The 24,220-nt window shown below is 67.8% G+C and carries 20 protein-coding genes and 1 riboswitch; of the genes, 9 read left to right on the top strand and 11 right to left on the bottom strand.

Going from position 1 to position 24,220, the window contains the following annotated elements:
- Window positions 1-37: 37 nt before the first annotated feature.
- From sdhA to nbrcactino_RS06685, 3 genes are all read left to right on the top strand, one after another.
- Window positions 38-1,792 carry a succinate dehydrogenase flavoprotein subunit gene (gene sdhA / locus nbrcactino_RS06695; protein ID WP_161926650.1) on the top strand — a complete coding sequence of 585 codons (1,755 nt, stop codon included), beginning with the start codon at window positions 38-40 and terminating at the stop codon, window positions 1,790-1,792.
- The gene (locus nbrcactino_RS06690; RefSeq protein ID WP_161926649.1) at window positions 1,792-2,577 is read left to right on the top strand and encodes a succinate dehydrogenase iron-sulfur subunit; all 786 of its coding nucleotides are present in this window, start codon (window positions 1,792-1,794) and stop codon (window positions 2,575-2,577) included. Before sdhA ends, nbrcactino_RS06690 begins: the two co-directional genes overlap by 1 nt.
- A 107-nt stretch (window positions 2,578-2,684) precedes the next feature.
- Window positions 2,685-3,143 (top strand): hypothetical protein, encoded by a 459-nt coding sequence (locus nbrcactino_RS06685; protein ID WP_161926648.1) that lies wholly within the window; start codon window positions 2,685-2,687, stop codon window positions 3,141-3,143.
- Here the strand turns inward: nbrcactino_RS06685 and nbrcactino_RS06680 are convergent.
- The 3 genes from nbrcactino_RS06680 to nbrcactino_RS18130 all read right to left on the bottom strand — a co-directional run bounded on the left by nbrcactino_RS06680 (window position 3,130) and on the right by nbrcactino_RS18130 (window position 6,646).
- Window positions 3,130-4,836, bottom strand: a complete 1,707-nt coding sequence (locus nbrcactino_RS06680) for a cytochrome c biogenesis protein DipZ (RefSeq protein WP_161926647.1) — start codon at window positions 4,834-4,836, stop codon at window positions 3,130-3,132. The genes nbrcactino_RS06685 and nbrcactino_RS06680 overlap by 14 nt on opposite strands.
- Before the next feature lie 135 nt (window positions 4,837-4,971).
- Window positions 4,972-5,694: an anti-sigma factor gene (locus tag nbrcactino_RS06675; RefSeq protein WP_161926646.1), complete on the bottom strand. Its 723-nt coding sequence runs from the start codon at window positions 5,692-5,694 to the stop codon at window positions 4,972-4,974.
- A 4-nt stretch (window positions 5,695-5,698) separates the two neighbouring features.
- Window positions 5,699-6,646, bottom strand: a complete 948-nt coding sequence (locus tag nbrcactino_RS18130; RefSeq protein WP_228460714.1) for a sigma-70 family RNA polymerase sigma factor — start codon at window positions 6,644-6,646, stop codon at window positions 5,699-5,701.
- Between the two features lie 114 nt (window positions 6,647-6,760).
- On the opposite strand from nbrcactino_RS18130, the gene nbrcactino_RS06665 reads away from it, so the two are divergent.
- On the top strand, window positions 6,761-8,110 hold the full coding sequence (locus tag nbrcactino_RS06665; RefSeq protein ID WP_228460713.1) for a D-alanyl-D-alanine carboxypeptidase family protein: 1,350 nt from the start codon (window positions 6,761-6,763) through the stop codon (window positions 8,108-8,110).
- Between the two features lie 56 nt (window positions 8,111-8,166).
- Here the strand turns inward: nbrcactino_RS06665 and nbrcactino_RS06660 are convergent, their stop codons facing one another.
- Both nbrcactino_RS06660 and trpS read right to left on the bottom strand, forming a co-directional pair.
- On the bottom strand, window positions 8,167-9,186 hold the full coding sequence (locus nbrcactino_RS06660) for a YhjD/YihY/BrkB family envelope integrity protein (RefSeq protein WP_161926645.1): 1,020 nt from the start codon (window positions 9,184-9,186) through the stop codon (window positions 8,167-8,169).
- A gap of 19 nt (window positions 9,187-9,205) precedes the next feature.
- Window positions 9,206-10,246, bottom strand: a complete 1,041-nt coding sequence (trpS, locus tag nbrcactino_RS06655; protein WP_186343314.1) for a tryptophan--tRNA ligase — start codon at window positions 10,244-10,246, stop codon at window positions 9,206-9,208.
- Window positions 10,247-10,399: 153 nt separating this feature from the next.
- On the opposite strand from trpS, the gene nbrcactino_RS06650 reads away from it, so the two are divergent.
- Complete coding sequence (locus nbrcactino_RS06650) at window positions 10,400-11,950, top strand: DUF222 domain-containing protein (RefSeq protein WP_161926644.1); 1,551 nt, start codon at window positions 10,400-10,402, stop codon at window positions 11,948-11,950.
- A gap of 34 nt (window positions 11,951-11,984) precedes the next feature.
- Here the strand turns inward: nbrcactino_RS06650 and nbrcactino_RS06645 are convergent, their stop codons facing one another.
- Window positions 11,985-12,836: an exodeoxyribonuclease III gene (locus nbrcactino_RS06645; RefSeq protein ID WP_161926643.1), complete on the bottom strand. Its 852-nt coding sequence runs from the start codon at window positions 12,834-12,836 to the stop codon at window positions 11,985-11,987.
- Between the two features lie 26 nt (window positions 12,837-12,862).
- Entirely contained in the window at window positions 12,863-14,083 is a 1,221-nt protein-coding gene (locus nbrcactino_RS06640) for an NADP-dependent isocitrate dehydrogenase (RefSeq protein ID WP_161926642.1), read from the bottom strand.
- A 409-nt stretch (window positions 14,084-14,492) separates the two neighbouring features.
- Between nbrcactino_RS06640 and nbrcactino_RS06635 the strand changes: the two genes are divergently transcribed.
- The gene (locus nbrcactino_RS06635; protein ID WP_161926641.1) at window positions 14,493-15,446 is read left to right on the top strand and encodes an acyl-CoA thioesterase; all 954 of its coding nucleotides are present in this window, start codon (window positions 14,493-14,495) and stop codon (window positions 15,444-15,446) included.
- On the opposite strand, the gene nbrcactino_RS06630 is transcribed toward nbrcactino_RS06635, so the two are convergent.
- Together nbrcactino_RS06630 and nbrcactino_RS06625 are read right to left on the bottom strand one after the other, a co-directional pair.
- A complete protein-coding gene (locus tag nbrcactino_RS06630) occupies window positions 15,443-17,383 on the bottom strand; it encodes a PE-PPE domain-containing protein (protein ID WP_161926640.1) in 1,941 nt (646 codons plus the stop codon). The two genes, nbrcactino_RS06635 and nbrcactino_RS06630, sit on opposite strands and share 4 nt — an antisense overlap.
- Before the next feature lie 233 nt (window positions 17,384-17,616).
- Window positions 17,617-19,440: a cutinase family protein gene (locus nbrcactino_RS06625; RefSeq protein WP_161926639.1), complete on the bottom strand. Its 1,824-nt coding sequence runs from the start codon at window positions 19,438-19,440 to the stop codon at window positions 17,617-17,619.
- A gap of 199 nt (window positions 19,441-19,639) precedes the next feature.
- Window positions 19,640-19,754: riboswitch (SAM riboswitch) on the top strand.
- Between the two features lie 58 nt (window positions 19,755-19,812).
- Between nbrcactino_RS06625 and nbrcactino_RS06620 the strand changes: the two genes are divergently transcribed.
- Both nbrcactino_RS06620 and metX read left to right on the top strand, forming a co-directional pair.
- Window positions 19,813-21,132 carry a bifunctional o-acetylhomoserine/o-acetylserine sulfhydrylase gene (locus tag nbrcactino_RS06620; protein WP_161926638.1) on the top strand — a complete coding sequence of 440 codons (1,320 nt, stop codon included), beginning with the start codon at window positions 19,813-19,815 and terminating at the stop codon, window positions 21,130-21,132.
- A gap of 30 nt (window positions 21,133-21,162) precedes the next feature.
- Entirely contained in the window at window positions 21,163-22,326 is a 1,164-nt protein-coding gene (metX, locus tag nbrcactino_RS06615) for a homoserine O-acetyltransferase MetX (RefSeq protein WP_228460823.1), read from the top strand.
- Between the two features lie 25 nt (window positions 22,327-22,351).
- On the opposite strand, the gene nbrcactino_RS06610 is transcribed toward metX, so the two are convergent.
- Complete coding sequence (locus nbrcactino_RS06610) at window positions 22,352-22,789, bottom strand: DUF3017 domain-containing protein (RefSeq protein ID WP_308470335.1); 438 nt, start codon at window positions 22,787-22,789, stop codon at window positions 22,352-22,354.
- 1 nt (window position 22,790) lies between these two features.
- On the bottom strand, window positions 22,791-23,657 hold the full coding sequence (locus tag nbrcactino_RS06605) for a bifunctional methylenetetrahydrofolate dehydrogenase/methenyltetrahydrofolate cyclohydrolase (protein ID WP_161926636.1): 867 nt from the start codon (window positions 23,655-23,657) through the stop codon (window positions 22,791-22,793).
- Window positions 23,658-23,731: 74 nt separating this feature from the next.
- Between nbrcactino_RS06605 and nbrcactino_RS06600 the strand changes: the two genes are divergently transcribed.
- Window positions 23,732-24,196: a tRNA (cytidine(34)-2'-O)-methyltransferase gene (locus tag nbrcactino_RS06600; protein ID WP_161926635.1), complete on the top strand. Its 465-nt coding sequence runs from the start codon at window positions 23,732-23,734 to the stop codon at window positions 24,194-24,196.
- Window positions 24,197-24,220: the final 24 nt, after the last annotated feature.

Here is a 24,220-nt window from a genome sequence, read left to right as displayed (position 1 = left end):
CGCCCACTGCCGCGCCTTCCCAAGGAGACCATCAACTATGCAGGAACACCGTTACGACGTGGTGATCGTCGGCGCCGGCGGCGCCGGAATGCGGGCGGCCATCGAGGCCGCGCCCCGGGCTCGTACCGCCGTGTTGACCAAGCTCTACCCGACGCGCAGCCACACCGGCGCGGCCCAGGGCGGCATGTGCGCCGCCCTGGCCAACGTCGAGGAGGACAACTGGGAGTGGCACACCTTTGACACCGTCAAGGGCGGCGACTACCTCGCCGACCAGGACGCCGTCGAGATCATGGCCAAGGAGGCCATCGACGCGGTCATCGACCTGGAGAAGATGGGCCTGCCCTTCAACCGCACTCCCGAGGGCAAGATCGACCAGCGCCGCTTCGGCGGGCACACCCGCGACCACGGCAAGAGCCCGGTCCGCCGCGCGTGTTACGCCGCCGACCGCACCGGCCACATGATCCTGCAGACCCTGTACCAGAACTGCGTCAAGCACGACGTCGAGTTCTACAACGAGTTCTACGCCCTCGACATCGCCCTCTCGGAGAACGAGGACGGCGAGAAGGTCGCGACCGGCGTCGTCGCCTACGAGCTCGCCACCGGCGAGATCCACGTCTTCCACGCCAAGTCGATCGTGTTCGCCACCGGCGGCTCGGGCCGCATGTACAAGACCACGTCCAACGCGCACACCCTCACCGGTGACGGCATGGGCATCATCTTCCGCAAGGGCCTGCCCCTCGAGGACATGGAGTTCCACCAGTTCCACCCGACCGGGCTCGCCGGACTGGGCATCCTCATCTCCGAGGCGGTCCGCGGCGAAGGCGGCATCTTGCGCAACGTCGACGGCGAGCGCTTCATGGAGCGCTACGCCCCCACCATCAAAGACCTCGCCCCCCGCGACATCGTCGCCCGGTCGATGGTTCTCGAGGTGCTCGAGGGCCGCGGCGCCGGCCCCAACAAGGACTACGTCTACATCGACGTGACCCACCTCGGTGAAGACGTCCTCAACGAGAAGCTCCCCGACATCACCGAGTTCGCCCGCACCTACCTCGGTGTGGACCCGGTGACCGAGTACGTGCCGGTCTACCCGACCTGCCACTACGTCATGGGCGGCATCCCGACCACCATCGAGGGCCAGGTCCTGGCCAACAACGACCAGGTCGTCCACGGCCTGTACGCGGCGGGCGAATGCGCCTGCGTGTCGGTGCACGGCGCCAACCGCCTCGGCACCAACTCGCTGCTGGACATCAACGTCTTCGGCCGCCGGGCCGGGATCGCGGCCGCCGAGTACGCGAACACCCACGAGTTCGTCGAGATGCCGGAGAACCCGACCGAGATGGTCGACGACTGGCTCGAGGTCGTCCTGTCCGAGCACGGCAACGAGCGGGTCGCCGATATCCGCACCGAGCTGCAGCAGACCATGGACAACAACGCGTCGGTGTTCCGCACCGAGGAGACGCTGACCCGCGCCCTGTCCGACGTCCGGGCACTCAAGGAGCGCTACAACCACGTCCGCGTCCACGACAAGGGCAAGCGGTTCAACAGCGACCTGCTCGAGGCGATCGAGCTCGGCTTCCTGCTGGAGATGGCCGAGGTCACCGTCGTCGGTGCCCTGAACCGCAAGGAGTCGCGCGGCGGCCACGCCCGCGAGGACTACCCCAACCGCGACGACGAGAACTTCATGCGGCACACGATGGCCTACAAGCAGGGCCCGGGCCTGATTGCCGACATCGAACTGGACTACAAGCCCGTGGTCCAGACCCGCTACGAGCCGATGGAGCGTAAGTACTGATGACCGCAACCGTCGAAGATCCCGCTATCTCCGCCGAGCCGCCGCTCCCCCCGGTGCCGCCCGAGGCCCGGATGGTGAACCTCAAGATCTACCGGTTCAACCCGGAAGACCCCGACGCCGCCGGCTTCGAGACCTTCCGCGTCCCGGCGCTGCCGACCGACCGTCTGCTCAACCTGCTCCTCTACGTGAAGGGCTACCTGGACGGCACCCTGACGTTCCGCCGCAGCTGCGCCCACGGCGTCTGCGGCTCGGACGCCATGCGCATCAACGGCGTCAACCGCCTCGCCTGCAAGCTCCTCATGAAGGATCTGCTGCCCAAGGACGCGTCGAAGGAGCTGACCATCACCGTCGAGCCGATCAAGGGCCTGCCGGTGGAGAAGGACCTCGTCGTCGACATGGAGCCCTTCTTCGACGCCTACCGCGCCGTGAAGCCGTTCCTCATCACCAGTGGCAACGAGCCCACCAAGGAGCGCATCCAGAGCCAGACCGACCGCGCCCGCTTCGACGACACCACCAAGTGCATCCTCTGTGCCTGCTGCACCACGAGCTGCCCGGTGTTCTGGAACGAGGGTTCGTACTACGGCCCGGCCGCGATCGTGAACGCGCACCGCTTCATCTTCGACAGTCGTGACGAGGGTGCCGTCGAGCGCCTCGACATCCTCAACGACATCGATGGCGTGTGGCGCTGCCGCACCACCTTCAACTGCACGGATGCCTGCCCCCGCGGCATCCAGGTCACCCAGGCGATCCAGGAGGTCAAGCGCGCGCTGATGTTCTCGCGCTGACCCCCGTCGCCGTTTCGGACAACGAACCCCGTCGATTCTCCTTCTCGACGGGGTTCGTCCGTATCCGGGTCCGGGATCCGTTTGCCTCCCCCGTGCGTCTAAGGGATATGACCGCACACTTCGCACACCGCGCACACCTCGCGCGCCGCTTCCCACCCGTCCTGCTCGCCCTCTCGCTGTTACCCCTCGCGCTGATCACAACCCCCGGCGCCGCCTCGGCGGCACCGGTGACCCCGTCGGCCACCACCGGGGACCGGATCGCCGTCACCTTCGTCTCCGACCGCCGCGACAACGGGCCGTCGACGTGGTTCGACGCCGCGGGCCGGCCGCGCAGCCAAGCGCAGACCGTGCTCATGCAGCCGCTCGCCGACGCCGGGTTGTGGACCGCCACGCTGACGCTCGTCGTCCGGGCCCCCGCGCACCAGATCACCGCGGCCTTCACGACGACGGGCACTTTCGCCCGTTGCGTCGTCGCGGTGAACGACGAGATCCTCGACACCCAAACCTCCCTGTCCCCGGGCGGACGGGTCGCATGCGCCGAGCCCGGCCGCGTCAGCCGAAAGTGAACGTGTAGACCGAAATCCCCGGGGACAGGGACAGTTCCACCGTCCGCGGCGCGGGCTTCCCGTCGACGATCGGGTAGAGCCGCGGCACCCCGTCCACGGCGATCACCCGATCCGCGCCGGCTCCGGTGTGCACCGTGACCGACCCGTGGCCCGACAGCACTGTGAAGACCTTGGCACCGCGGGTCTGCACCCGTACCCGCGCCCGGTCGGCGGCGGTGACTGCCTCGTCACGGACGTCGAACACCCCGTCGAGGCCGAAGGTGTCCACCGGCTGGACGGCGCCGAGGCGAAACCGCTGCTGCCGCCCTGCCACCAGATCCCCGTCGCCCCGGTACGAGGTTCGCCCGCGAGCGGCGCCCAGGTAGACCTCCGGGGTCACCGACGTTGACCGCTCCGGGTCCGCGCCGGCGGTCACCGGCGCCGGCAAGGCGACGGCGGGCGCGGATTCCCGCAGCAGGTCCCGGATGGCGGACTCCATCGCCGCGTACTGACCCTCGCCGAACGACATTGCGCGCACGGTACCGGTCGCATCGATGAGATACTTCGCCGGCCAGTACCGGTTGCGGTAGGCATTCCAGATGGCGAAGTCGTTGTCCTGCACCACGGGATAGCCGATTCCCTCGGCCTTGACCGCCGCAGCCACATTCGCCGGGTCGTGCTCGAAGGCGAACTCCGGGGTGTGCACCCCGATGACGGCCAAACCGGCATCACGGTAGGCGGCATCCCATCGCTTCACGTATGGGGCGTCGCGCTGGCAGTTGATACACGAGTACGTCCAGAAGTCGATCAGGACCACGCTGCCCCGCAGCCCGCTGATCGACCGGGGCCTGTCACCGGTGTTGAGCCAAGGACCGGCCGACGCCAATTCCGGTGCGGGCCCGCAGGTGCCCAGCCGCGCCTGGTGATCGGCACAGGAGGCCCACCCGGCGGGCGCCGGACCGCCGGGCGCCACTGCGTCGAGGACCGACTGCTGACGGGCGATGGCCCGCTCCGCGCTCGCGGTGTAGCCGGGAATCGCCCGTTGGAGGGCGGCCGGTGCGTTGACCGCGATAGCCACCGCCATGACGAGCAGGACCACCCCTCCCCCGACGCGGAACGCCCGCTGCCGCTGCCGGTACGCCGCGAGCCGCTTGGCCATCGACGTTCCCGCCATGGCGAAGAAGGCCAAAGAGACTGCCGCGCCGAGAGCAAAGGATGCGGTGAGCACCACCGTGCGCCAACCGATCTCGGCGGTCGCGCCGGCCACCGAGATGGCTGCCAGGACCGGGCCGGCGCACGGGACATATAGCGTGCCGAGCCCAATGCCCATCAGCAGGGGACCGAGGACGCCGCGTTTGTCCCCCGGCGTCCAGGCCGGGATCCGGGCGAACGGCTTCTCAACGATGTGCGCCACCTGCGGAAACACGAGGCTCAGGCCGACCAGCGCCAGCAAGACGATCCCGGCCCACCGGAGCAGGTCCGTCGGCAGGCCCAACAGTGACAGCAGCAAGGTGCCCAGGAGTGCAATCGAACCGAAGCTCACCACGATTCCGACGATGATCATCGCCGGACGCAGCCATACCGCACGCCCTTCCGCCCGCCCGGTGTCGCCGGTACCGCCCGCGACGAACACGATCGGGATCATCGGCAGGACACAGGGGGACACCCCGGTGATGAGCCCGCTGACCAATCCCAAGAGCACCAAGGTGAGCATCGCCGACTACCTCCGCCGCGTCTGCGCCGGGCACCGGTCGTGCCCCGCATCCGAGGGTGATTCGGTGCCGCGCCGCGGAAGGATTGGCCACGAACAGGATCGGTCGCCCGGGCCTGGCGTCGCCGGGGCGGTGGTTCAGTGCACCGGGAAGCGAACCACCATCGGCGACGTGGGTTGCACCGAGCCCGCGGCCGGTTCGACGGACAGCCCCACCGCGGTGGGCCGGTCCATGTCGGTCATCACCACCATTGACTTGTCTGCCCGGCCACCCGGCACCATCCCGGCGCTCTTGACCCGGTCGCCGACGGTGATCCACACCTGGTACATCATGTCCGGCGCAATCGGCGGCAGTCCCGCGGTGGCGACCACCGTCGCCCGCTGCGACGGCGCGTACATCGCCGCCACGTCACCGCTGCTCATCGAGGCGGTGGCCTTGGTCATATCCGGGGCGGCCATCACCGAGCTCACCACCGCCGATTGCGCGATCTGCGGGGTCCGGGGCGATTCACCGGGCTGCCCGCTGCGCCAAACGACCAACGAGCCGACCATGGCGACGAGTGCACATGCCGCAGCCAACCAGGCCATGCTCCGCCGCCGCAACCGGACCACTCGCGCTGCTTCCTGGGTGTGGGCGAGGTCGTCCACCGCCGCGAGCACCCGATCCCGCAGTCCGGGTGGAAGGGGCGCATCCGCCGGCGCCAACACCGCCGCGGTCGACTGGAGATCGTCGAGCTCGGCTCGACACAGGGCGCAGGTGCGCAGGTGCGCGTCGAACGCGGCCCGCTCGTCGGCGGGCAGCGCACTGAGCGCCGCGAGTTCTGGCACACCGTCGAACTCGTGATCCTTCTCGTCCGTCATGTCCTCACCCACCTCCCAAACAGGTCCGCAGCGCCCGCAGCCCGTCGCGGATGCGCGTCTTCACCGTCGCCGGGTTCGCCTCCAGGGAATCGGCCACTTCTCGGTACGTCAGGCCTCCGTAGTACGCGAGGTCGATGGCTTCCCGCTGGAGCGCGGTGAGGCCCTCGAGGCACCGCCGCACCTGATGCGACTCGTCGGCGTCGACGACTTCCTCGCTCACCCGGTCGTAGTCGGGAACCCGACGCGCGTGGTAGCCGACGTCACGATTGATGGCCGCCTGGTCGTGGCGCACGGCGTCGACGGCACGACGACGGGTCAGCGTCATGATCCAGGCCGCGGCGCTGCCCCGCGAGGGATCGAACTGATCGGCGTCGCGCCACACCTGCAACCAGGCCTCCTGCACCACTTCCTCGGCCCGGGCGACACTGACCACGACGCGCACCGCGACCCGATAGGTCTGGGGCCCGAGGTCGTCGAAGAGGGAGGCGAACGCCGCGCGGTCGCCCTGACCGACGGCGCTGAGCAGCGCCGCCCGCTGCGCCGCTGTGACCTCTCCCGCGGAGGCCGACCGCACTCCACCACTCATCCTCACCAACGTACTTCGTCGCCGAACCGGACGCGGATGGGTTGCGGTGCCAAACTGCCACCAATCCACCGTGGTGCCGGCGGCGAATACCCGTCGGGTGCAATCCCGCGCCCGACGAAACCGGAGGTCACCGATGAACACCCACCCGAAACCGCCCATCCGCATGATCGTCGCCGCCGCGCTCGGCGCCGTCGGCATCGCCCTGCTCGGTGCCTGTGACGACACCGATGACACCCCGCCGCCGATGTCCAACCCGTCCATGACCCAGCCGTCCATGACCCAGCCGGCAATGTCGTCACCGGCAATGTCGTCACCGGCGATGTCGTCACCGGCGGCAATGTCATCACCGGCAATGTCCCAACCCACGATGACCAAACCCCGGATGCCCCAGGGCATGTCGCATGGGGGTTCGATGGGCCGGTAGTCGCCCACCGGCGCGGCCCCCGGCCGATCACCGCGCCCGCTTGTTAGGGTGAGGCCGTGATTGTCTCGGGGGCCCGCCATCGGTTGTCGACGGCAGTGTCGCGCACCCTCGTCGTAGTCTGCGCGGGAGTGGTTGCGGCGAGCCCGTCGGCCCTGTTCACCGGTCCGGCGGCCTGGGCCGACCCGAACGGCCCCGGCCATGTCGCCGGCGTCCATCCGGCGACCCCGCCGACCGATCACTGCCCGCACAAGTCGTCGACGCCGCCCGCCGTCGACGCGTCGGAGGTCCCCCGACCGGGTGCGACCACTCCCCGACCGTTGCCCGTGCAGATACCGCCGATCGGCGGTCCGCGTCTGTCGTCGTGCGGGGTGATCGTCGCCGATGGCATGGGCCACCCGCCGGCCAAACTGACCTCCGCGTCGTGGCTCGTCGCCGACATGGGCACCGGCGATATCCTGGCGGCGAAGGATCCCCACGGCCGCTACCGCCCCGCGTCGACGATCAAGGTGCTGCTCGCCCTCGTCGCGCTGGACGAGTTGGACCTGAATGAGTCGGTCACCGTGCAGAAGGCCGAGTACGAGACCGAAGGCGACTCCTGCGGTACCGGTCCGCGCGGGCGCTACACCAACCGGGACATGCTCACCGGTCTGCTGATGGTGTCGGGCAACGATTGCGCCATGGTGGTGGCCCGTCAAATCGGCGGGGTCGACGCGGCACTGAGCAAGATGAACGACCGGGCGAGGGAACTGGGGGCGCTCGACACCCGCGCCGCCTCACCGTCGGGGCTGGACGCGCCGGGGATGTCGGTGTCCGCCTACGATCTCGCGCTGATTTTCCGAGCGGCGATGCGCAACGCCACCTTCCGCGAGATCATCGGCAAGCGCCAGTACCGCTTCCCCGGCTACCCGGCGCGCCCGGAGATCCCCGGCGACAAGGACCATCCGGCCTATGACATGTTCACCAGCAACAATCTGCTGGTCGAGGGCTACCCCGGGATGCTCGGCGGCAAGACCGGATACACCGACGATGCATTGAAGACCTACGTGGGCGCCGCGCGCGCCGGTTCTCGCGACGTGCTGATCGTCCAGCTGTACGGGCTCTCGACCGAGACGTCGTCGTACTGGACCCAGGCCAAGGACCTCTTCGCCTGGGGCGGCCGGGCGCCCTCCGGCGCATCCATCGGCAGCCTCAACGCCAAGCAGTCCGACGACCAGAACGACGCGGCCCCCTCGTCGACGCCGGCCTCATCGACGCCGCGCCGCACCCCCGTTGCGGGTCCCGCGCCGGCGGTGGCGGACTCCCACCCGGGGATCTTCGACAACAGCCTGGTCCTCGGCCTGATCGCGGCGATCGTCGTCGGTGGTCTGGGCTACGCGGGGATCCGCACCCTGTCCAAGCAGCGCTGACCGCCGACTGGGCCCTCATCCCCGCCGACTGGGCCCTCAATCTCGTCGACTGGGCCCTACACCCGCTCGTCTTCGTCGACGGTGGCGTCCTCCTCTTCGGATTCATCGCCGTCGAGGAGGTACTGCTCGTTGATCGGATCGGTGGCACACCACGCCGTCGCATAAAACATGATCCGGGCGACGATGTTGATGAACATCATCACGGTGATGATCGATCCGAACGCCGCCCCGGCCGGCCCGCGGCTGGTGGCGCCGATGATCATCCCGGCCACCACCTTGAGCACCTCGAAAGCGACGGCCGCCAGCAGACCGGCCTTCCACGCGTTGCGCAGCGGGAGGTTGACCAGGGGGACCTTGGCCAGCACCACGGTCAGCAGCGGCCAGGTGATGAGGATCGAGACGAGTGGCGCCAGCAGTTGGAACAGACTGACGGCCACCGGCGACCAATCCAGGTTGAGCCACACCAGGACTCGATCGGCCAGTCTCGACGACCCGGCCAGGCTCAATACCAACGCCACCGCGAACCAGAGTCCGAGCAGGGCGAACTGGCCGAGATCGAAGACCTTCGACAACACGGGGTTGCGGTCGACGTTGCCGCCCCAAATCGCGGTCATCGCCTGCCGCGCACCCGACATCCAATTGATCCCAGTCCAGGCGGCGAAGAGCAGGCCGAGCGTACCGACCGTCGACCGCGAACGGATCGCCGAATCCATCGCTTTGGCGAGGGTCTCGCCCAAACCGCCCGGCGCGGCGTCGACGATCGTGCGACGGATGTCGTCGAGCAACTCGGGCTGGCGTGACAGGATGAAACCGGCGACGGCAAACGCCACCATCAACACGGGGACCAGCGCCATCACCGTGCGGAAACTCATCGCCGCGGCGAAGGCACCGCCATAGTGCTCGTCGTGGCGCTCCTGTGTCGCGACGACGCGGTCCAAACGGGGATATCGCTCGCGCAGCGCGGCAAACCCCTCGGTGATGGCCGTGATGAGCGCGGACACCCGGTCGACGATGCCGCGCACGACGGCCACGACCGTGTCGACGACGACGGCGATCGGTGGGGGTAGCGAAGCCATGGGCCAATCGTCGCAGACGCTACGACGACGCGGGCGCGAGGAACCCGACCTTGTCGTAGACGTCGCTCAGGGTCGTCGCGGCGATGGCCCGGGCCTTGTGCGCACCGGCCGCGAGGATGGCATCGAGATGGTCCGTGTCGGCGAGCAGTTCGTCGACCTTGCCGCGCAGCGGGGTGACGAAGTCGCTGAGCACCTCGGCGGTCTCGACCTTGAGGTGGCCGTACTGCTTTCCCTCGTACGAGGCGACCAGCTCGTCGATCGACCGGCCGGTCAGCGCCGACTGGATGGTCAGCAGGTTTGAGACGCCGGGCTTGTTCTCCCGGTCGAAAGCGACGACGGAATCGCTGTCGGTGACGGCCGACCGGATCTTCTTCGCCGAGCGCTTCGGCTCGTCGAGCAGGTTGATGAGCCCGGCGTCGGAGTCGGCGGACTTGCTCATCTTCGCCGTCGGGTTCTGCAGGTCGTAGATCTTCGCGAACTCTTTGACGATGTACGCGTCGGGCACGGTGAAGGTCTCGCCGAAGCGGGTGTTGAACCGGTTGGCCAGGTCCCGGGTCAGTTCGAGGTGCTGGCGCTGGTCCTCGCCGACCGGTACCGAATCGACCTGGAAGGCAAGGATGTCGGCCGCCATCAGGATGGGATAGGTGAAGAGGCCGACGGCGGCCCCCTCGGTCCCCTGCCTGGCCGCCTTGTCCTTGAACTGCGTCATGCGGCTGGCCTCGCCGAAGCCCGTGATGCAGGACAGCACCCACGTCAGCTGGGCGATCTCGGGAACGTGCGACTGCACATAGATCGTCGACTTGGCCGGGTCGACGCCGAGTGCCAACAACTGGGCAACGCTGCGCCGAGTCCGATCCCGCAGGGCTGCCGGATCAGTGGGAACGGTGATCGCGTGCATGTCGGGGATGAAGTAGAAGGCGTCGTCGAAATCATCCTGCAGCGCCACCCACTGCTTCACCGCGCCCAGGTAGTTGCCGAGGTGGAAGGAGTCGCTGGTCGGCTGGATTCCTGACAGCACCCGCGCACGTCGGGCGGGTACTTGTGTGCGCTCGTCAGTCATGGCCTCCAGTCTTTCAGACGAGGAGACGAACATCAGAACGGGGCGCGCGGCGGGGTTGCCGAGCACAATTTCTGCGCCTGTCAGAGATCGCGGGTATACTGAACACCAGTTCGATAATTGGAGTGTTTACGCAGTTCAGAGGAGGTGGATCCGATGACCGATACGACCCCGGTGTTGCCGGATTCGCCGGTGGAGTTGCTGGCGTTGATCGAGGCCGCCCAACACCGACTGACCACCGCGGTCTGGGCCGCCGAAACCGAGGACGACCTGTTGGCCGCGGCACGCACCCTCGAACGCACCCGCTGCCGCACCGAAGCCATCGACGCCCAATTGTTCACCGAAATCAACGACCGCTGCGCCTACGCCCGCGACGGCTTCACCCACCCGATGACCTGGCTGGCCAAAGGCCTGCGGCTGGGACGGCCCGAGGCCAAGAAGCGCTATCGGCGGGCGGAGAAGATCGCCCGGCTGACCTCTCCGACCGGGCAGACTCTAGATCCGCGGTTCCCGGCCACCGCTACCGCCATTGCTGATGGGGCGATCAGCGGGGCTCATGTCGATGAGATCCGTGATGTTATGCGCCGCCTGCCCTGGCGCCTGGCCGCCGACGTGATCGAACAGGCCGAGATCAATCTGGCTGCGATGGCCGGGGAGTTGACCCCGCAGGAGCTGCGCAAGGCCGGGATCGCATTGTTGGCCTATCTGGATCCGGATGGGGCCTTGTCGGATGAAAAAGACCGGCGCCGCCAGCGTTCGCTGCACCTGGGGCCGCAGGATCAACAGTTGATGTCGAAACTGACCGCCAACCTCACCCCCGCACTGCGCGCCAAGTTCGAGTTGGTCCTGGCGAACTGGGCCGCACCGGGTATGAACAATCCCGCCGATGAGCCCGCCGAGCGGCTGCACGGGTCGATCGGCGACCATGATCCTGATGATCCGAAACTCGCTGAGGCTCGTCAGCGTGATCACCGCGATACCGAACAGCGCAACCACGACGCCTTCGAAGCACTGTGCGACTATGTGACCGGTCACGGCGGCCTGGGCCCGGCCAGAAAGATCCCCGGCCAAATGATCATCACCGCGAGCGTGGCCGATCTCAAGGCCGGTTGTGGTCACGCGATCACCACCACCGGCACCCTGATCCCGATCAGCGAACTCATCGAGGTAGCCGCGCACTTCGACCCGCAGCTGGTCGTGTTTCAAGACCACACCCGCGAAATCCTCTATCACGGGCGGGCCAAGCGCGCCGCCACCTTCGCCCAGCGCTGCGCCCTGTTCGCCCGCGACCGCGGCGACAGCAATCCCGACTCCGATGTGCCGTTCATTTTCAATGAAATGCATCATCTGCCCGACTGGGCCAAAGGCGGAGCCACCGATATCGACAAACTGACCCCCACCACCGGTAGGAACAATCGAGCCGTTGGAGACAAGCCGTTGCAATGGGAGACGATCTACCAACGCCACGGACCCCACACCGGGCGCGTCGCCTGGAGACTGCGCTGCCACAACGGCCAAGCCGGCACCAGCCGCATCAACCAAACCCACCACGCCGACGACCTGGCCCGCGACACCATCGCGCGCATCCGAACCCGCAGCGAGCCAGAACCCACAAGCGAGGCCGCGACCAGCGACAGCGACGCCGACCCACCCTTGTCGCCCATCGAAAACCGACTCTGCACCCGCCTCGGCTACACCACCCTCTGACACCCCTTGAGCTCCAGCCGGGATGGCCGCTGCTCTACTCGAAGACGGTGGTAACAGCGCTGTGGTCCGACCAGCGCAGGTTGTAGGCGGCCGGCCGGTGCACATGGGACGTCGACGCCCGACCCGCCAACCCCGGGGTCACCAGGTGGTAGTCGATCCGCCAGCCGGCGTCGTTGTCGAAGGATTTCCCCCGCCACGACCACCAGCTGTAGGGGCCGGGCACATCACCGACGAGGGAGCGCGTGACGTCGACCCAGCCGTCATCGAGCAACCCGGCCACCCACTCGCGCTCGTGCGGGAGGAAGCCGGGGCTGCGGCGGTTGGTCTTGAACGCTTTGATGTCGTTCTCGGCGGGCGCAATGTTCCAGTCGCCGCCGACGACCGCGTGGCGGTCCGATGCCAGCAGGCCCCGCAGATAGGTGCCGAACTCGTCGAGGAAGCGTTTCTTCTCGGCGAACTTACGGGCGTCGGTCTCGGTCGCGGTGGAGGTCTGGTCCGGATCCACCGCCCCCTTGGGCAGATACAGACTGCCGGCGGTCAGCCCACCGGCCAGATCGGGCAGGTCCACCTCGATGTAGCGGCCCAGTGCGTCGAACTCATCGCTGCCGAACCCGACGCGCACCGCCGCGGGCGCTACGCGGGTCAAGAGCCCCACGCCCGCGTGGCCCTTCACCGTCGACTCAGCCATGCTCAGGTGCCAGCCCTCGTCGAGGGCCGGCGCCAATGCTTCCTCGGCCTGCTCGAGCGAAGCCCGGATCTCTTGCAACGCAACGACATCCGAATCAAGCTCGGCCAGCCACGGAAGGATCCCGAGGTTCTCCTCGGAACGCGACTTGGCCGCCGCGCGAATACCGTTGACGTTGACCGTCGTTACCGAAATGCTCACCCGGCCACGGTAGCCGGTGGCAGCGGTCAGGCCTTGAGCGCCTTCGCCAGATTCTCGTCGAGGGTCGCGAGGAACTCCTCGGTGGTCTGGTAAGCCTGGTCGCCGCCGACGAGCAGGGCCAGGTCCTTGGTCATCTTGCCCGACTCGACGGACTTGATGATGACGTCCTCGAGGGTGTTGGCGAACTCGCGCACCTCGGGGGTGTTGTCGAGCTTGCCGCGATGGTCGAGGCCACGGGTCCAGGCGAAGATCGACGCGATCGGGTTGGTCGACGTCGGCTTGCCCTGCTGGTGCTGCCGGTAGTGGCGGGTCACGGTGCCGTGGGCGGCCTCGGCCTCACAGGTCTTGCCGTCCGGGGTGAGCAGGACGGAGGTCATCAGGCCCAGCGAGCCGTAGCCCTGCGCGACGGTGTCGGACTGCACGTCACCGTCGTAGTTCTTACACGCCCAGACATAGCCGCCCTCCCACTTCAGGCTGGAGGCCACCATGTCGTCGATCAGGCGGTGCTCGTAGTGCAGACCGGCGGCATCGAATTCGCTCTTGAACTCGGAGTCGAAAACCTGCTGGAAGATGTCCTTGAACGCACCGTCGTATGCCTTGAGGATGGTGTTCTTGGTCGACAGGTACACCGGGTAGTTGCGCTGCAGGCCGTAGTTGAACGAGGCGCGCGCGAAGTCCTCGATGGACTTGTTGAAGTTGTACATACCCATCACGACCCCGCCCTCTTCGGGGATCTTGACGATCTCGTGCTCGATCGGCTCGGAGCCGTCGTCGGGCGTGTAGGTGATGGTGACGGTGCCGGCGCCGGGCACCTTGAAGTCGGTGGCGCGGTACTGGTCGCCGAAGGCGTGACGGCCGACGACGACCGGCTTGGTCCAGCCCGGCACCAGGCGGGGCACGTTCGAGATGAGGATGGGCGCACGGAAGATGGTGCCGCCGAGGATGTTGCGGATCGTCCCGTTGGGCGAGCGCCACATCTTCTTCAGGCCGAACTCCTCAACGCGGGCCTCGTCGGGGGTGATCGTCGCACACTTCACGCCGACGCCGTGCTTCTGGATGGCGTGGGCGGCGTCGACGGTGACCTGGTCGTCCGTCGCGTCGCGGTGCTCGATGCCCAGGTCGTAGTAATCGAGGTTGACGTCGAGATAGGGGTGGATGAGCCGCTCTTTGATGAACTGCCAGATGATTCGAGTCATCTCGTCGCCGTCGAGCTCGACGACCGTTCCCTCGACCTTGATCTTGCCCATGTGGCTGGTGCCCTCCTCGGCATCGGGCGCAGGTTGTGTCTGCGATGTCTGGCGTCAGGTTCGGGGCGCGGGTTTCGCGACGCCGACCTGCATTAAGTCAAACCTAGTACGCCCGCGGTCTGTACCGCGCGGGTGAACAAACATAACGGCCGTACTGTTTGGATAGTCTACCCGGCGGCACTGTTGCGCCCATCACTGGCTCCCCTCCGTCTCCGGCCGCGTCGCGGCACGTTTCCCACCGCTTCTCCCCGAATCGTCGCGACCCGACGATTCGGCGCGATGACACCCACATTTCGCCCAGATGACGGACTTCGCACCGCCCCGACCTGCATCGATGAGAGACAACGGCCCCCTGCATCATTGCTGGAACTCCCACCCGGGGAGGCCCTGCACCCTGAGGAGGATCGACATGACTGACGGCCACGGACAAATAACGCTGCGCTTTCTCGCGGCCCCGACCGACACCGCGTCGCTGGGCGGAGCCGTGCGCGGCGGGCGCCTGCTCAACTGGATCGACAAGGCCGCCTACGCCTGTGCTGCGGCGTGGTCGGGCGGCTACTGCGTCACCGCCTACGTCGGCAACGTCCGGTTCTCCCGGCACGTCTCGGCCGGCGACCTGGTGGAGGTGGCCGCACGCGTCGTCTACACCGGATCGTCGAGCATGCATTTGATGTGCACCGTCTCCTCGGCCGACCCGTGCACCGGCGAGTTCCGCGAAGTCAGCGACTGCCTGGTCGTCTTCGTCGCCCTCGACGAGCAGCGCCGCCCCCGCCCGGTGCCGCAGTGGCGCCCGACGACGATGGGCCAGATCGCCGACGCCGAGGCCGCCATCGCCCGGATCGGCCTGCGCAAGCGGATCGAACGGGAACTCGCCTCGGCCACCTACAGTGCCGCCGGTACCGCCCCGCGCGCGACCATGAAGTTCCTCGCCGCCCCCACCGACGTCAACTGGGGCGGCAACGCCCACGGCGGCCGCATCATGGAGTGGATGGACGAGGCGGCCTACCTGTGCGCCGCTCAGTGGGCCGCGGGCGACTGCGTATCCGCCTATGTCGGCGGCGTGCGGTTCTACGCCCCGGTCCACATCGGCGACATGGTCCGCACCCGGTCTCGCCTGTTGCACACCGGTCGCCAAACCATGCACATCGGCGTGGAGATGAGCGCCGCCGACCCGCGCACCGGTGTCTTCCGCGAGACCGGCCACGCGATCGCCATCGTCGCGGCCATTGACGCCGCCGGCGATGCCACCGACGTCCGGCCGTGGCACCCCGTCGACGACGAGGACATCGCCCTCGACGCCCACGCCCGCGAACTCATCCGGCTACGACGCGAGGTCCCCCGCGCGCCGCTGCACGTGCACTAGTTCTGGGTGCTCGGCGTCGAACCCTGATTCTGGGCGCCGAACCCGAAGCCGCCCGAGTTGCCGGACGGCGACCACGACGGTCCGCCGGACCCGCCGCGGTTGCCCCCGCCGTTGCCGTACCGCGGACTGGAGTCGGTGTTACCCGACTGCGGCGAGGCACCCTCGCCGCCGGTGGGCGGCTCCCACGGCCGGGATTGCGGCGAGGACGGCTGCTGGTATCGCTGCTGGTATCGAGGAGTCGGCGGCTGGTACTGCTGGGCCGGCGGGCTCTGCGGCGTCGTCTGCCCCTGCTCGGCAGGTTGATTCTGCTGGGCCGGTTGATTCTGCTGGGCCGGTTGATTCTGCTGGGCTGTATTACCCTGCGTTCCGAACTGCTGCGCGGGCCACCGATGGGGCCGCACGCCGTCACCGGCGTTGGTAGCGGCCCCACTCGGCGACGTGAACGGCGCTCCCGCCGACGAAGTGCCTCGTCGCTTCGCAGCGAACCCGGAGAACGTAGTCGACTTCTGCCCAGTCGCCACGCTGTTGGACTCCGCCAGCTGATTCACCTTCGACGCGTCGACAGTGGCGATCGCGGACTTGAATACCGCCTCCTGTCCGGTTGTCGTGCCATTGCCCGTGACGTTCTGGGTCGTGATTGGCGCAGGGAAGACCGTGAACGGGTTCGACGATGCCGAATCGCCCGGGATGTGACCCAAATTCTGCACCGTGGTCACCCACGAACCCTGGAAGATGTCCGCTCCACCCACGAGCTGACTCACCCTGTTGCCCCAGTAGATCGTTCCGTTGATCGGCACCAGCAAGATGCTGGCGAGGCTGCGCGCAAGGCTGGTCGCACCGTTCACAAACTGCGTCGTATCGCCGGAGATCGCCGGCACGATTCCCCCGACCAGATCGACAAAGGTGAACGCATCCGGCAGGTACCCGCCGGCGTTGTAGGTGATGTAGGGCAATTGCGGCAGCGCGCTGTATACGAGGTTGATGATGGGCTGCACACTCGAGATCCCGATATCGGGAAGAACCGAGTTGGCATTCAGAACACTTTGCACCTTGCGGTAGTAGTCTGGAATATTCGCCGCATCGGCCTCGGACATCCCCAAGGCGACCGCGGCCCGCCGAACAAGTAGGGATACCGAGGATTCGCGTGAGACGACACATACCGTGCCACCGTTGTTGGCCGCTTCGCCGCAGACCGCCCCCTGAGTCTCAGTTCCCACTTGACCCCAGGATTCCGGGTCATCGGTCATCCAGCCGAGAATTGGGTAGTCGCCGTGTTTGAGGAAGTATCCGAGCAACGAATCGATCGCCCCCAGCGGATCCTTGACCGGATCGGCGAGATAACAGATGCCGTCGCCTTGGCTGCAGATTGATCTGACCTCGACATCGCCAAATCCGCCGTCCCGGGAACCGTTCATGGTCAGCCCGGGCACGACTCCGAGAAAGCTCAGTTCGATCCCACGCCCGTCGAATCCTGCCAACCGCTCCTGCCGAGGATCGGAGTACAGGGTGCCGGTGACTCCGTCGCTGCTGACGCCTTCGACACGACCGTTGCCGATATCGGACAGCACGTCACCGGCCACCCGGGCCCCCTGGGAGTAACCGACGATCTCCACTGGGGCCTCGCTGCAATCGCCCCCACCGCCGCGGTAGTCCTTCACAGCGTCCACTGTCGCCTGCTTGCCGATCTCGACATCGCGGTTGTAGCCGACGGAACCCGCAGGCCATAGCGTCGTCGGGTAGTTGACGATGATGACGTCTTTGCCGTCGTGCTCCGCCCGCGCGATCACCTGCCCCATCGCCGCGGCGTCCACATCGTTCGTGCCCGGTACGACGACCACGGCGCCGTTGGGAGAGCATGTCGCTCGCGCCGCACCCGGCGGGACGAGCAGCGCCGCAGCCAAGGCCACGCCCCCGGCAATCGCGAGCAGCGTCAGCATGCGACGAATCCGACCCGGCCTCGCAGCCGGTTTCGTCGGGTCCGTCTCCTGCGGTGCGCCCAACAACTGAGTCATGTCGATGCCTTCCGAACATGGCCCCCATCGAGGCCCCCAACCACGTCTGCGCGATCGCGACGACCGGCTGTGACATCGCAATCTGAAAAGAACTGTTGTCACCTTAAGGCAATGTGAGCCGTGTTACATCTTTTACCCAGCCGTTGCCCAGGCCACGCTTAACCCGCCGGGCTCGACGAGGCCCGCGGCGCGGGAGCCGTACCGAATCCGGCACCACCCTGACGCGCCGACGGTGACCCAAAGCGCGAGCCGAAACCGCCGCGACCGCCCGCCCCGGCACCGCCGTCGGAGTCCGGCGCACCCGACCACGGGGCTTCCCCGCCACCGCCTTTGTCCTGCCGCGGTGGGGTCTGCCCTGCTGGGGTCTGCCCTGTTGGGGTCTGCCACGGTGGGATCTGCGCCGACGAGGGCGGAGACTGCGGCTGCTGGTGGCGGTAATCCCATTGCCCGAACCGCTGCGCGGGCGTGTTTTGCTGCGCAGGTGAGTTCTGCTGCGCAGGCGTATTCGTGCTTCCCGCGGTCTGCGGCACGACAACACTTCGCTGCGCGAAGCCCTGTTGCCCAACCCCCTGTTGCCCAACCACCTGTTGCCCAATCCCCTGCTGCGCCGCCTGGACGCCCGCAAGCAGCGTGGCGGACTGACCATTCCCCGGCGGTTGGTACGGCGTGAACCCATCCCATCCGTCCGGCCACAGGGTCGGATAGTTGCTCAGATCCTCCCCCGGCACGAATCCGAGGCCGAGGGTCTGCGTCGGCAGATCCAGGCCGAGCTTGTTGCCCCAGTACACCGTCGCATTGACGGGGATCAGCATCAGGCTGATGGCGCTGCGCCCGATCGCATTCACCGCATTGCGCAATTGCGTCGAATTGCCGCCGGTGGCAATGGTGACGACCCCGCCGATCAGTTCGCCGGCGGTGAGGATGTCGGGGAGGTAGCCGCCGACGTTATAGGTGACGTACGGCAGCTGCGGGAGTGCGCCGTTGATGATGTCGAAGATCGGCTGGAGATCGGAGATGGTCGCGCCGGGAAGGACGTTGTTGAGGTTGAGGACGTTGCCGACCTTCCCATAAACGTCGGGGATCGCCGACGGATCCTCCATCCCCACGAGCTTCGCGATCTCTCGGATCGCCAGGGTCACCGACGACACGCGCTGGACGATGCACACCGTGCCGCCGTTGTTGGCCGCCTGCTCGCAGACGGTCTGGCCTTCGGCCCCCGAGGGCTGGGCACCGTCGACGGCCCACGACTCGTCGGCCATCCACCCCTTGAGGGGATAGTCGCCGTGCTTGAGCGCGTAACCGACCAGTGAGTCGAGTGCGCCGAGGGGGTCCTTGAGCGGATCGGCCAGATAGCAAATCCCATCCCCCTGGCTGCACAGCGATGTCACGTGGTCGTTCAGCACGCCGAAGCCACCCTCGCGCGAGCCGGACATCGTGATGCCGGGGATCACCCCGAGAAAACTGAGTTCGATGCCGCGGCCGAAGAATCCGCTGATGCCCTCCTGCCGCGGGTCGGAGTACAGCACGCCCTCGACATTCTCCGCGGACACCCCGTCGGCCCGGCCGTTCCCGATGTCCGACAGCGCGTCGCCGGCGATCCGGGCCCCCTGCGAATACCCGATGATCGTGACCTTGGCGTCCTCGCCGCACTTGCTGCGATATTCCTTGACCGCTTCGATCGTCGCCGTTTTGCCCAGCTGGGCGTCCTTGTCGTACCCCACGCCGCCGAGGGGCCAGAGATTGGTGGAATAGCCGACGCGCACCTGGTCGTAGTCCTTGTACTTGTCGCCGGTCACCAACGCGGTCATCGAGTTGTTCTCGCGGTCGTTGGTGCCCGGGACCATGATCACTGCCCCCGACGCCGAGCACTCGGCGGCATGGGCCCCGCCCGACGGGACCAGCAGCGACGCGCACAGCGCCAGACCCGAGGCGATTGCGGCAATCGTGAGCGCCGTGAGTCTCCGTCCGCGACGCTCCCGCACTCCCCCGCGCGATGCTTCAGTAGAAGTAATCCCCATCACAATCATCCCCCCGTGTGACTTGTACTACACGGTAGGTTACTCCAGAGTCAGATAGGAATGGAAGAGTCTTCTGACGCGGCTTCGGCCGGTCCCAGAATTAACCCGCGTTGATTCCAGACCCCTCAAGCGTCCGATTCGCTGTGTTATATCCTTGGGAACAGGTCCAGAGAATCAGCGCCAAGCCCCGGCTCGCTGATCGGCAACCCTCCAACCGCGGTGGGGTGCTCCGGGTGATGACCTGGTCGTGTGGAGACACCGCACGGCAAGCGCGGGTCCGACGGTCGGACCCAAGAACGGGGCAACCCGAACCGTCCGGAAGGTGATTGAAGAACCATGTCGCAAACCCCCGACGATCCCACCGCAGCCTGGAGCTTCGAAACCAAGCAGGTCCACGCAGGTCAGGGTGTTGATTCGGCCACAAACGCTCGGGCGTTGCCGATCTACCAGACCACGTCGTTCGTCTTCGACAACACCACGCACGCGGCCAACCTCTTCGGCCTCGCCGAGCCGGGCAACATCTACACCCGGATCATGAACCCGACGCAGGACGTCGTCGAGCAGCGCCTCGCGGCCCTCGAGGGCGGCGTCGCGGCACTGCTGCTGGCCTCCGGTCAGGCCGCCGAGACCTACGCGATCCAGAACATCGTCGAGCAGGGCGGCCACGTCGTTTCCAGCCCGCGCCTCTACGGCGGTACCTACAACCTCTTCCACTACACCCTGCCGAAGTTCGGCATCGAGGTGTCGTTCGTCGAGAACCCCGACGACCCTGAGTCCTGGCAGGCCGCGGTCCGCCCGAACACGCGCGCCTTCTTCGGCGAGACCATCTCCAACCCGAAGACCGAGATCCTCGACATCGAGGCCGTTGCCGAGGTCGCACACCGCAACGGTGTGCCGCTCATCGTCGACAACACCGTCGCGACACCGTACCTGCTCAACCCGCTCAAGCACGGCGCCGACATCGTCGTGCACTCCACCACCAAGTGGATCGGCGGACACGGCACCACCATCGGCGGCGTCTTGATCGACGGCGGCAACTTCGACTGGCGCGTCCAGCGCGACGGCCAGGACCTGTTCCCCGGCTTCACCCAGCCGGACCCGAGCTACAACGGCGTCGTGTTCGCCGACCTCGGCGCCCCCGCGTACGCGCTGAAGGCCCGCGTCCAGCTGCTGCGCGACACCGGTGCCGCGGCCTCGCCGTTCAACGCCTTCCTCACCGCCCAGGGCATCGAGACGCTGAGCCTGCGCGTCGAGCGGCACGTCGAGAACACGAAGAAGGTCGCCGACTTCCTCACCAAGCACCCGCAGGTGGAGACGGTGTACTACTCGGGACTCGATTCCTCGCCGTACGCCGAGTTGGCCAAGAAGCTGCTCCCCAAGGGCACCGGCTCGGTCATCAGCTTCGAGTTGGCCGGCGGCGTCGAAGCGGGTAAGAAGTTTGTCGACGCCCTGACCCTGCACAGCCATGTCGCCAACATCGGCGACGTCCGCTCGCTGGTCATCCACCCGGCGTCGACCACGCACAGCCAACTCTCCGGCGAGGAACAGCTCAGCGCCGGCGTCACCCCGGGCCTGGTCCGGCTGTCGGTGGGCATCGAGGGGATCGACGACATCCTCGCCGACCTGGAGCAGGGCTTCGCGGCGGCGAAGAGCTAGGAGAACACGATCAGCGAGGCCGAAGTGACCATCCTGCACAGCCGCCGACCCGTCGCGGAACCCGTTTCCGCGACGGCGTCGGCGGCTGCGCCGGTCTGGGCGCAGACCCCCGACGGCTCGCTGCACCAGGTTCCCGTCGGAGACATCGCCCTCGACAACGGGGAGACCATCCCCGACGTCACGATGGCGTTCTCGCGCTGGGGACAGCCCAACGCGGCCCGGGACAACATCGTCCTGGTCCTCCACGCACTGACGGCCGACACCTACATCACCGGCCCGGCCGACGACCACCACCCGGCTGCCGGATGGTGGGACGGCCTGATCGGCCCCGGCGCCGCCCTGGACACCGACGAGTGGTGCGTGATCGCGGCCAACGTCCTCGGCGGTTGCAACGGGTCCACCGGCCCGTCGTCGCCGGCCGCCGACGGCAAGCCGTGGGGCTCGCGCTTCCCGCAGATCACCGTGCTGGACCAGGTCCGCGCCGAAGCCGCACTCCTCGACGAGATCGGCGTGACCTCGATCGCCGCCGCCGTCGGCGGATCGATGGGCGGGGCCCGCGCGCTGGAGTGGGCGGTCACCTACCCCGAGCGCACCCGCGCGGCACTCGTCCTCGCCGTCGGCGCCCGCGCCACCGCCGATCAGATCGGCACACAGGCCACCCAGATCGCCGCAATCAAGGCCGACCCCGCCTGGCAGGGCGGCGACTACCACGGCACCGGCATCACGCCGACGACCGGCATGGGCGTCGCCCGTCGGATCGCCCACCTGACCTACCGGCACGAGCTCGAACTCGACAACCGGTTCGCGAATTCGCCTCAGGGACAAGAAGATCCGCTGCACCACGGTCGCTACGCCGTGCAGAGCTACCTCGACCACCAGGCCGACAAGATCGTCGCCCGCTTCGACCCCGCCTCCTACGTGGCGCTGACCGAGGTGCTGAGCAACCACGACGTGGGGCGCAACCGCGGCGGTGTCCGCGCCGCATTGGCCGCCTGCCAGACCCCGGTCATCGTCGGCGGTATCGACACCGACCGGCTCTACCCGCTGCGACTGCAGGAGGAGTTGGCGCAATTCCTCGGCAACTGCGTCGGCGGGCTACGCGTCGTCGAATCCGTCTACGGCCACGACGCCTTCCTCATCGAGTTCGACGCGATCGCCGATCTCCTGCGCCAGACGGTCGCACTCGCCCGCTGACCGCCCGCTGCGGGTAATCCTGCGCTCAGCGCGTCCCCAACGGGTCGATGGTGATCGCCATCCACAGCACGACGGTGGCCAGGGTCGTCAGCGCCGCCACGTCGAAGGCGCGGCCGCGCACCTGGAGCAGCCCCGCCCGACTCGCCGGCAGCAGCGCCCGCAGCACCGCCCCGAAGGCCAACGACCCGCCGAACAAGAACGCGCCGCGGCGCCAGCGGTCGACGAACACCAGGATGCCCGCGACCGTCATGCCGCCCAGCACCAGGAAGAACGGGATCTGCATGACGTACCAGCGGCGCACCCGCGCGCGCCGCAGGGTCTGCGCACGCTCGAGATTCGTCGGGAGGTCCGCCACCTCGGGCACCAGGACCGAGGTGGCCGGGTCGACGCGTCGCGTCACATTGCGCTGCGTCACGTTGTGCTGGGTGACGTCGTGTTCGGCCTCGCCGTCGGGTCCGGTCACCTCAGGCCTCCCGGGCCGCCAACTGGGCCTCGGCGCGCTCGACGATGTTGACCAGGAGGAAGGCGCGGGTCAGCGGACCCACACCGCCCGGGTTCGGCGACACCGCACCGGCCACCTCCCACACGTCGGGGTGGACGTCGCCGACGAGTTTCCCGTCGTCGCCGCGGCTCACCCCGACGTCGACGACCGCCGCCCCCGGTGCGACCATGTCGGGCTTGATCAGGTGTCCGACGCCGGCCGCGGCGACGATGATGTCGGCCCGCCGCGTCTCGGCGGCCAGGTCGCGGGTGCCGGTGTGGCACAACGTCACCGTGGCGTTCTCGCTGCGCCGGGTCAGCAGCAGTCCGATCGGACGGCCGATGGTGACCCCGCGGCCGACGACGACGACCTTCGCGCCGTCGATCGGGATGTCGTAGCGCCGCAGCAGGTGGACCACGCCGCGCGGGGTACACGGCAGCGTCGACTCCTCGCCCAGGACCAGGCGGCCCAGGTTGATCGGGTGCAGGCCGTCGGCGTCCTTCGCCGGGTCGATCCGCTCGAGCGCCGCGTTCTCGTCGAGGTGGCGCGGCAGCGGCAGTTGGACGATGTAGCCGGTACACGCCGGGTCGGCGTTGAGATCGTCGATCGCCGCGTTCAGCTGCTCGGTCGTGATGTCGGCCGGGAGGTCCCGACGGATCGAGGTGACCCCGATCTTCGCGCAGTCGGCGTGCTTGCCGCGGACATAAGACTGCGACCCCGGGTCGTCGCCGACGAGGATCGTGCCCAGGCCGGGTTCGATGCCGGCGGCCTTGAGCCGCTCGACCCGCGCTGCGAGGTCGGTGAAAATCTCATCGCGCGTGGCGATGCCGTCGAGTCGTGTCGCTGTCACCCCGCCATTCTTCCACGTCCCCTCTTCCGCGCCGCCCGGGTCGCCCCCGGCGCGGCGCTGCTAACCTGCGAGCCGTGTTCCGCATCCTGTTCGTCCAGCCGTGCATCCCACCCAACACCGGCAACGCCATCCGCCTGGCCGCCAATACCGGATCCGAGCTGCACCTCGTCGAACCGCTCGGGTTCGACCTGAGCGATGCGCAGGTCAAACGCGCTGGCCTGGACTATCACGAGATGGCGCACGTGACCGTCCACCGCGACCTCGACGCCGCCTGGGAGGCGTTGGACCCGACGACGGTGTACGCGTTCACCGCCCACGCCTCGCGCTTCTACACCGATGTGGCCTACTCCCCCGGTGACGTGTTGATGTTCGGCCCGGAGCCGACGGGTCTCTCCGACGAGATGCTCGCCGACCCGCATGTTACCGACCGGCTGCGCATCCCGATGCTCCCCGAGCGCCGATCGCACAACCTGGCCAACTCGGCGACCCTCGCGGTCTACGAGGCCTGGCGCCAACACGGGTTCGACGGGGCGGTCTAGCGGTTTCTCGCGGCCGCCGGCTCT

This window comes from Gordonia crocea, assembly GCF_009932435.1.
Classification (GTDB): Bacteria; Actinomycetota; Actinomycetes; order Mycobacteriales; family Mycobacteriaceae; genus Gordonia; species Gordonia crocea.
Note: the sequence above shows the minus strand (reverse complement) of the source record. Positions and strands in the feature narration are given on the sequence as shown.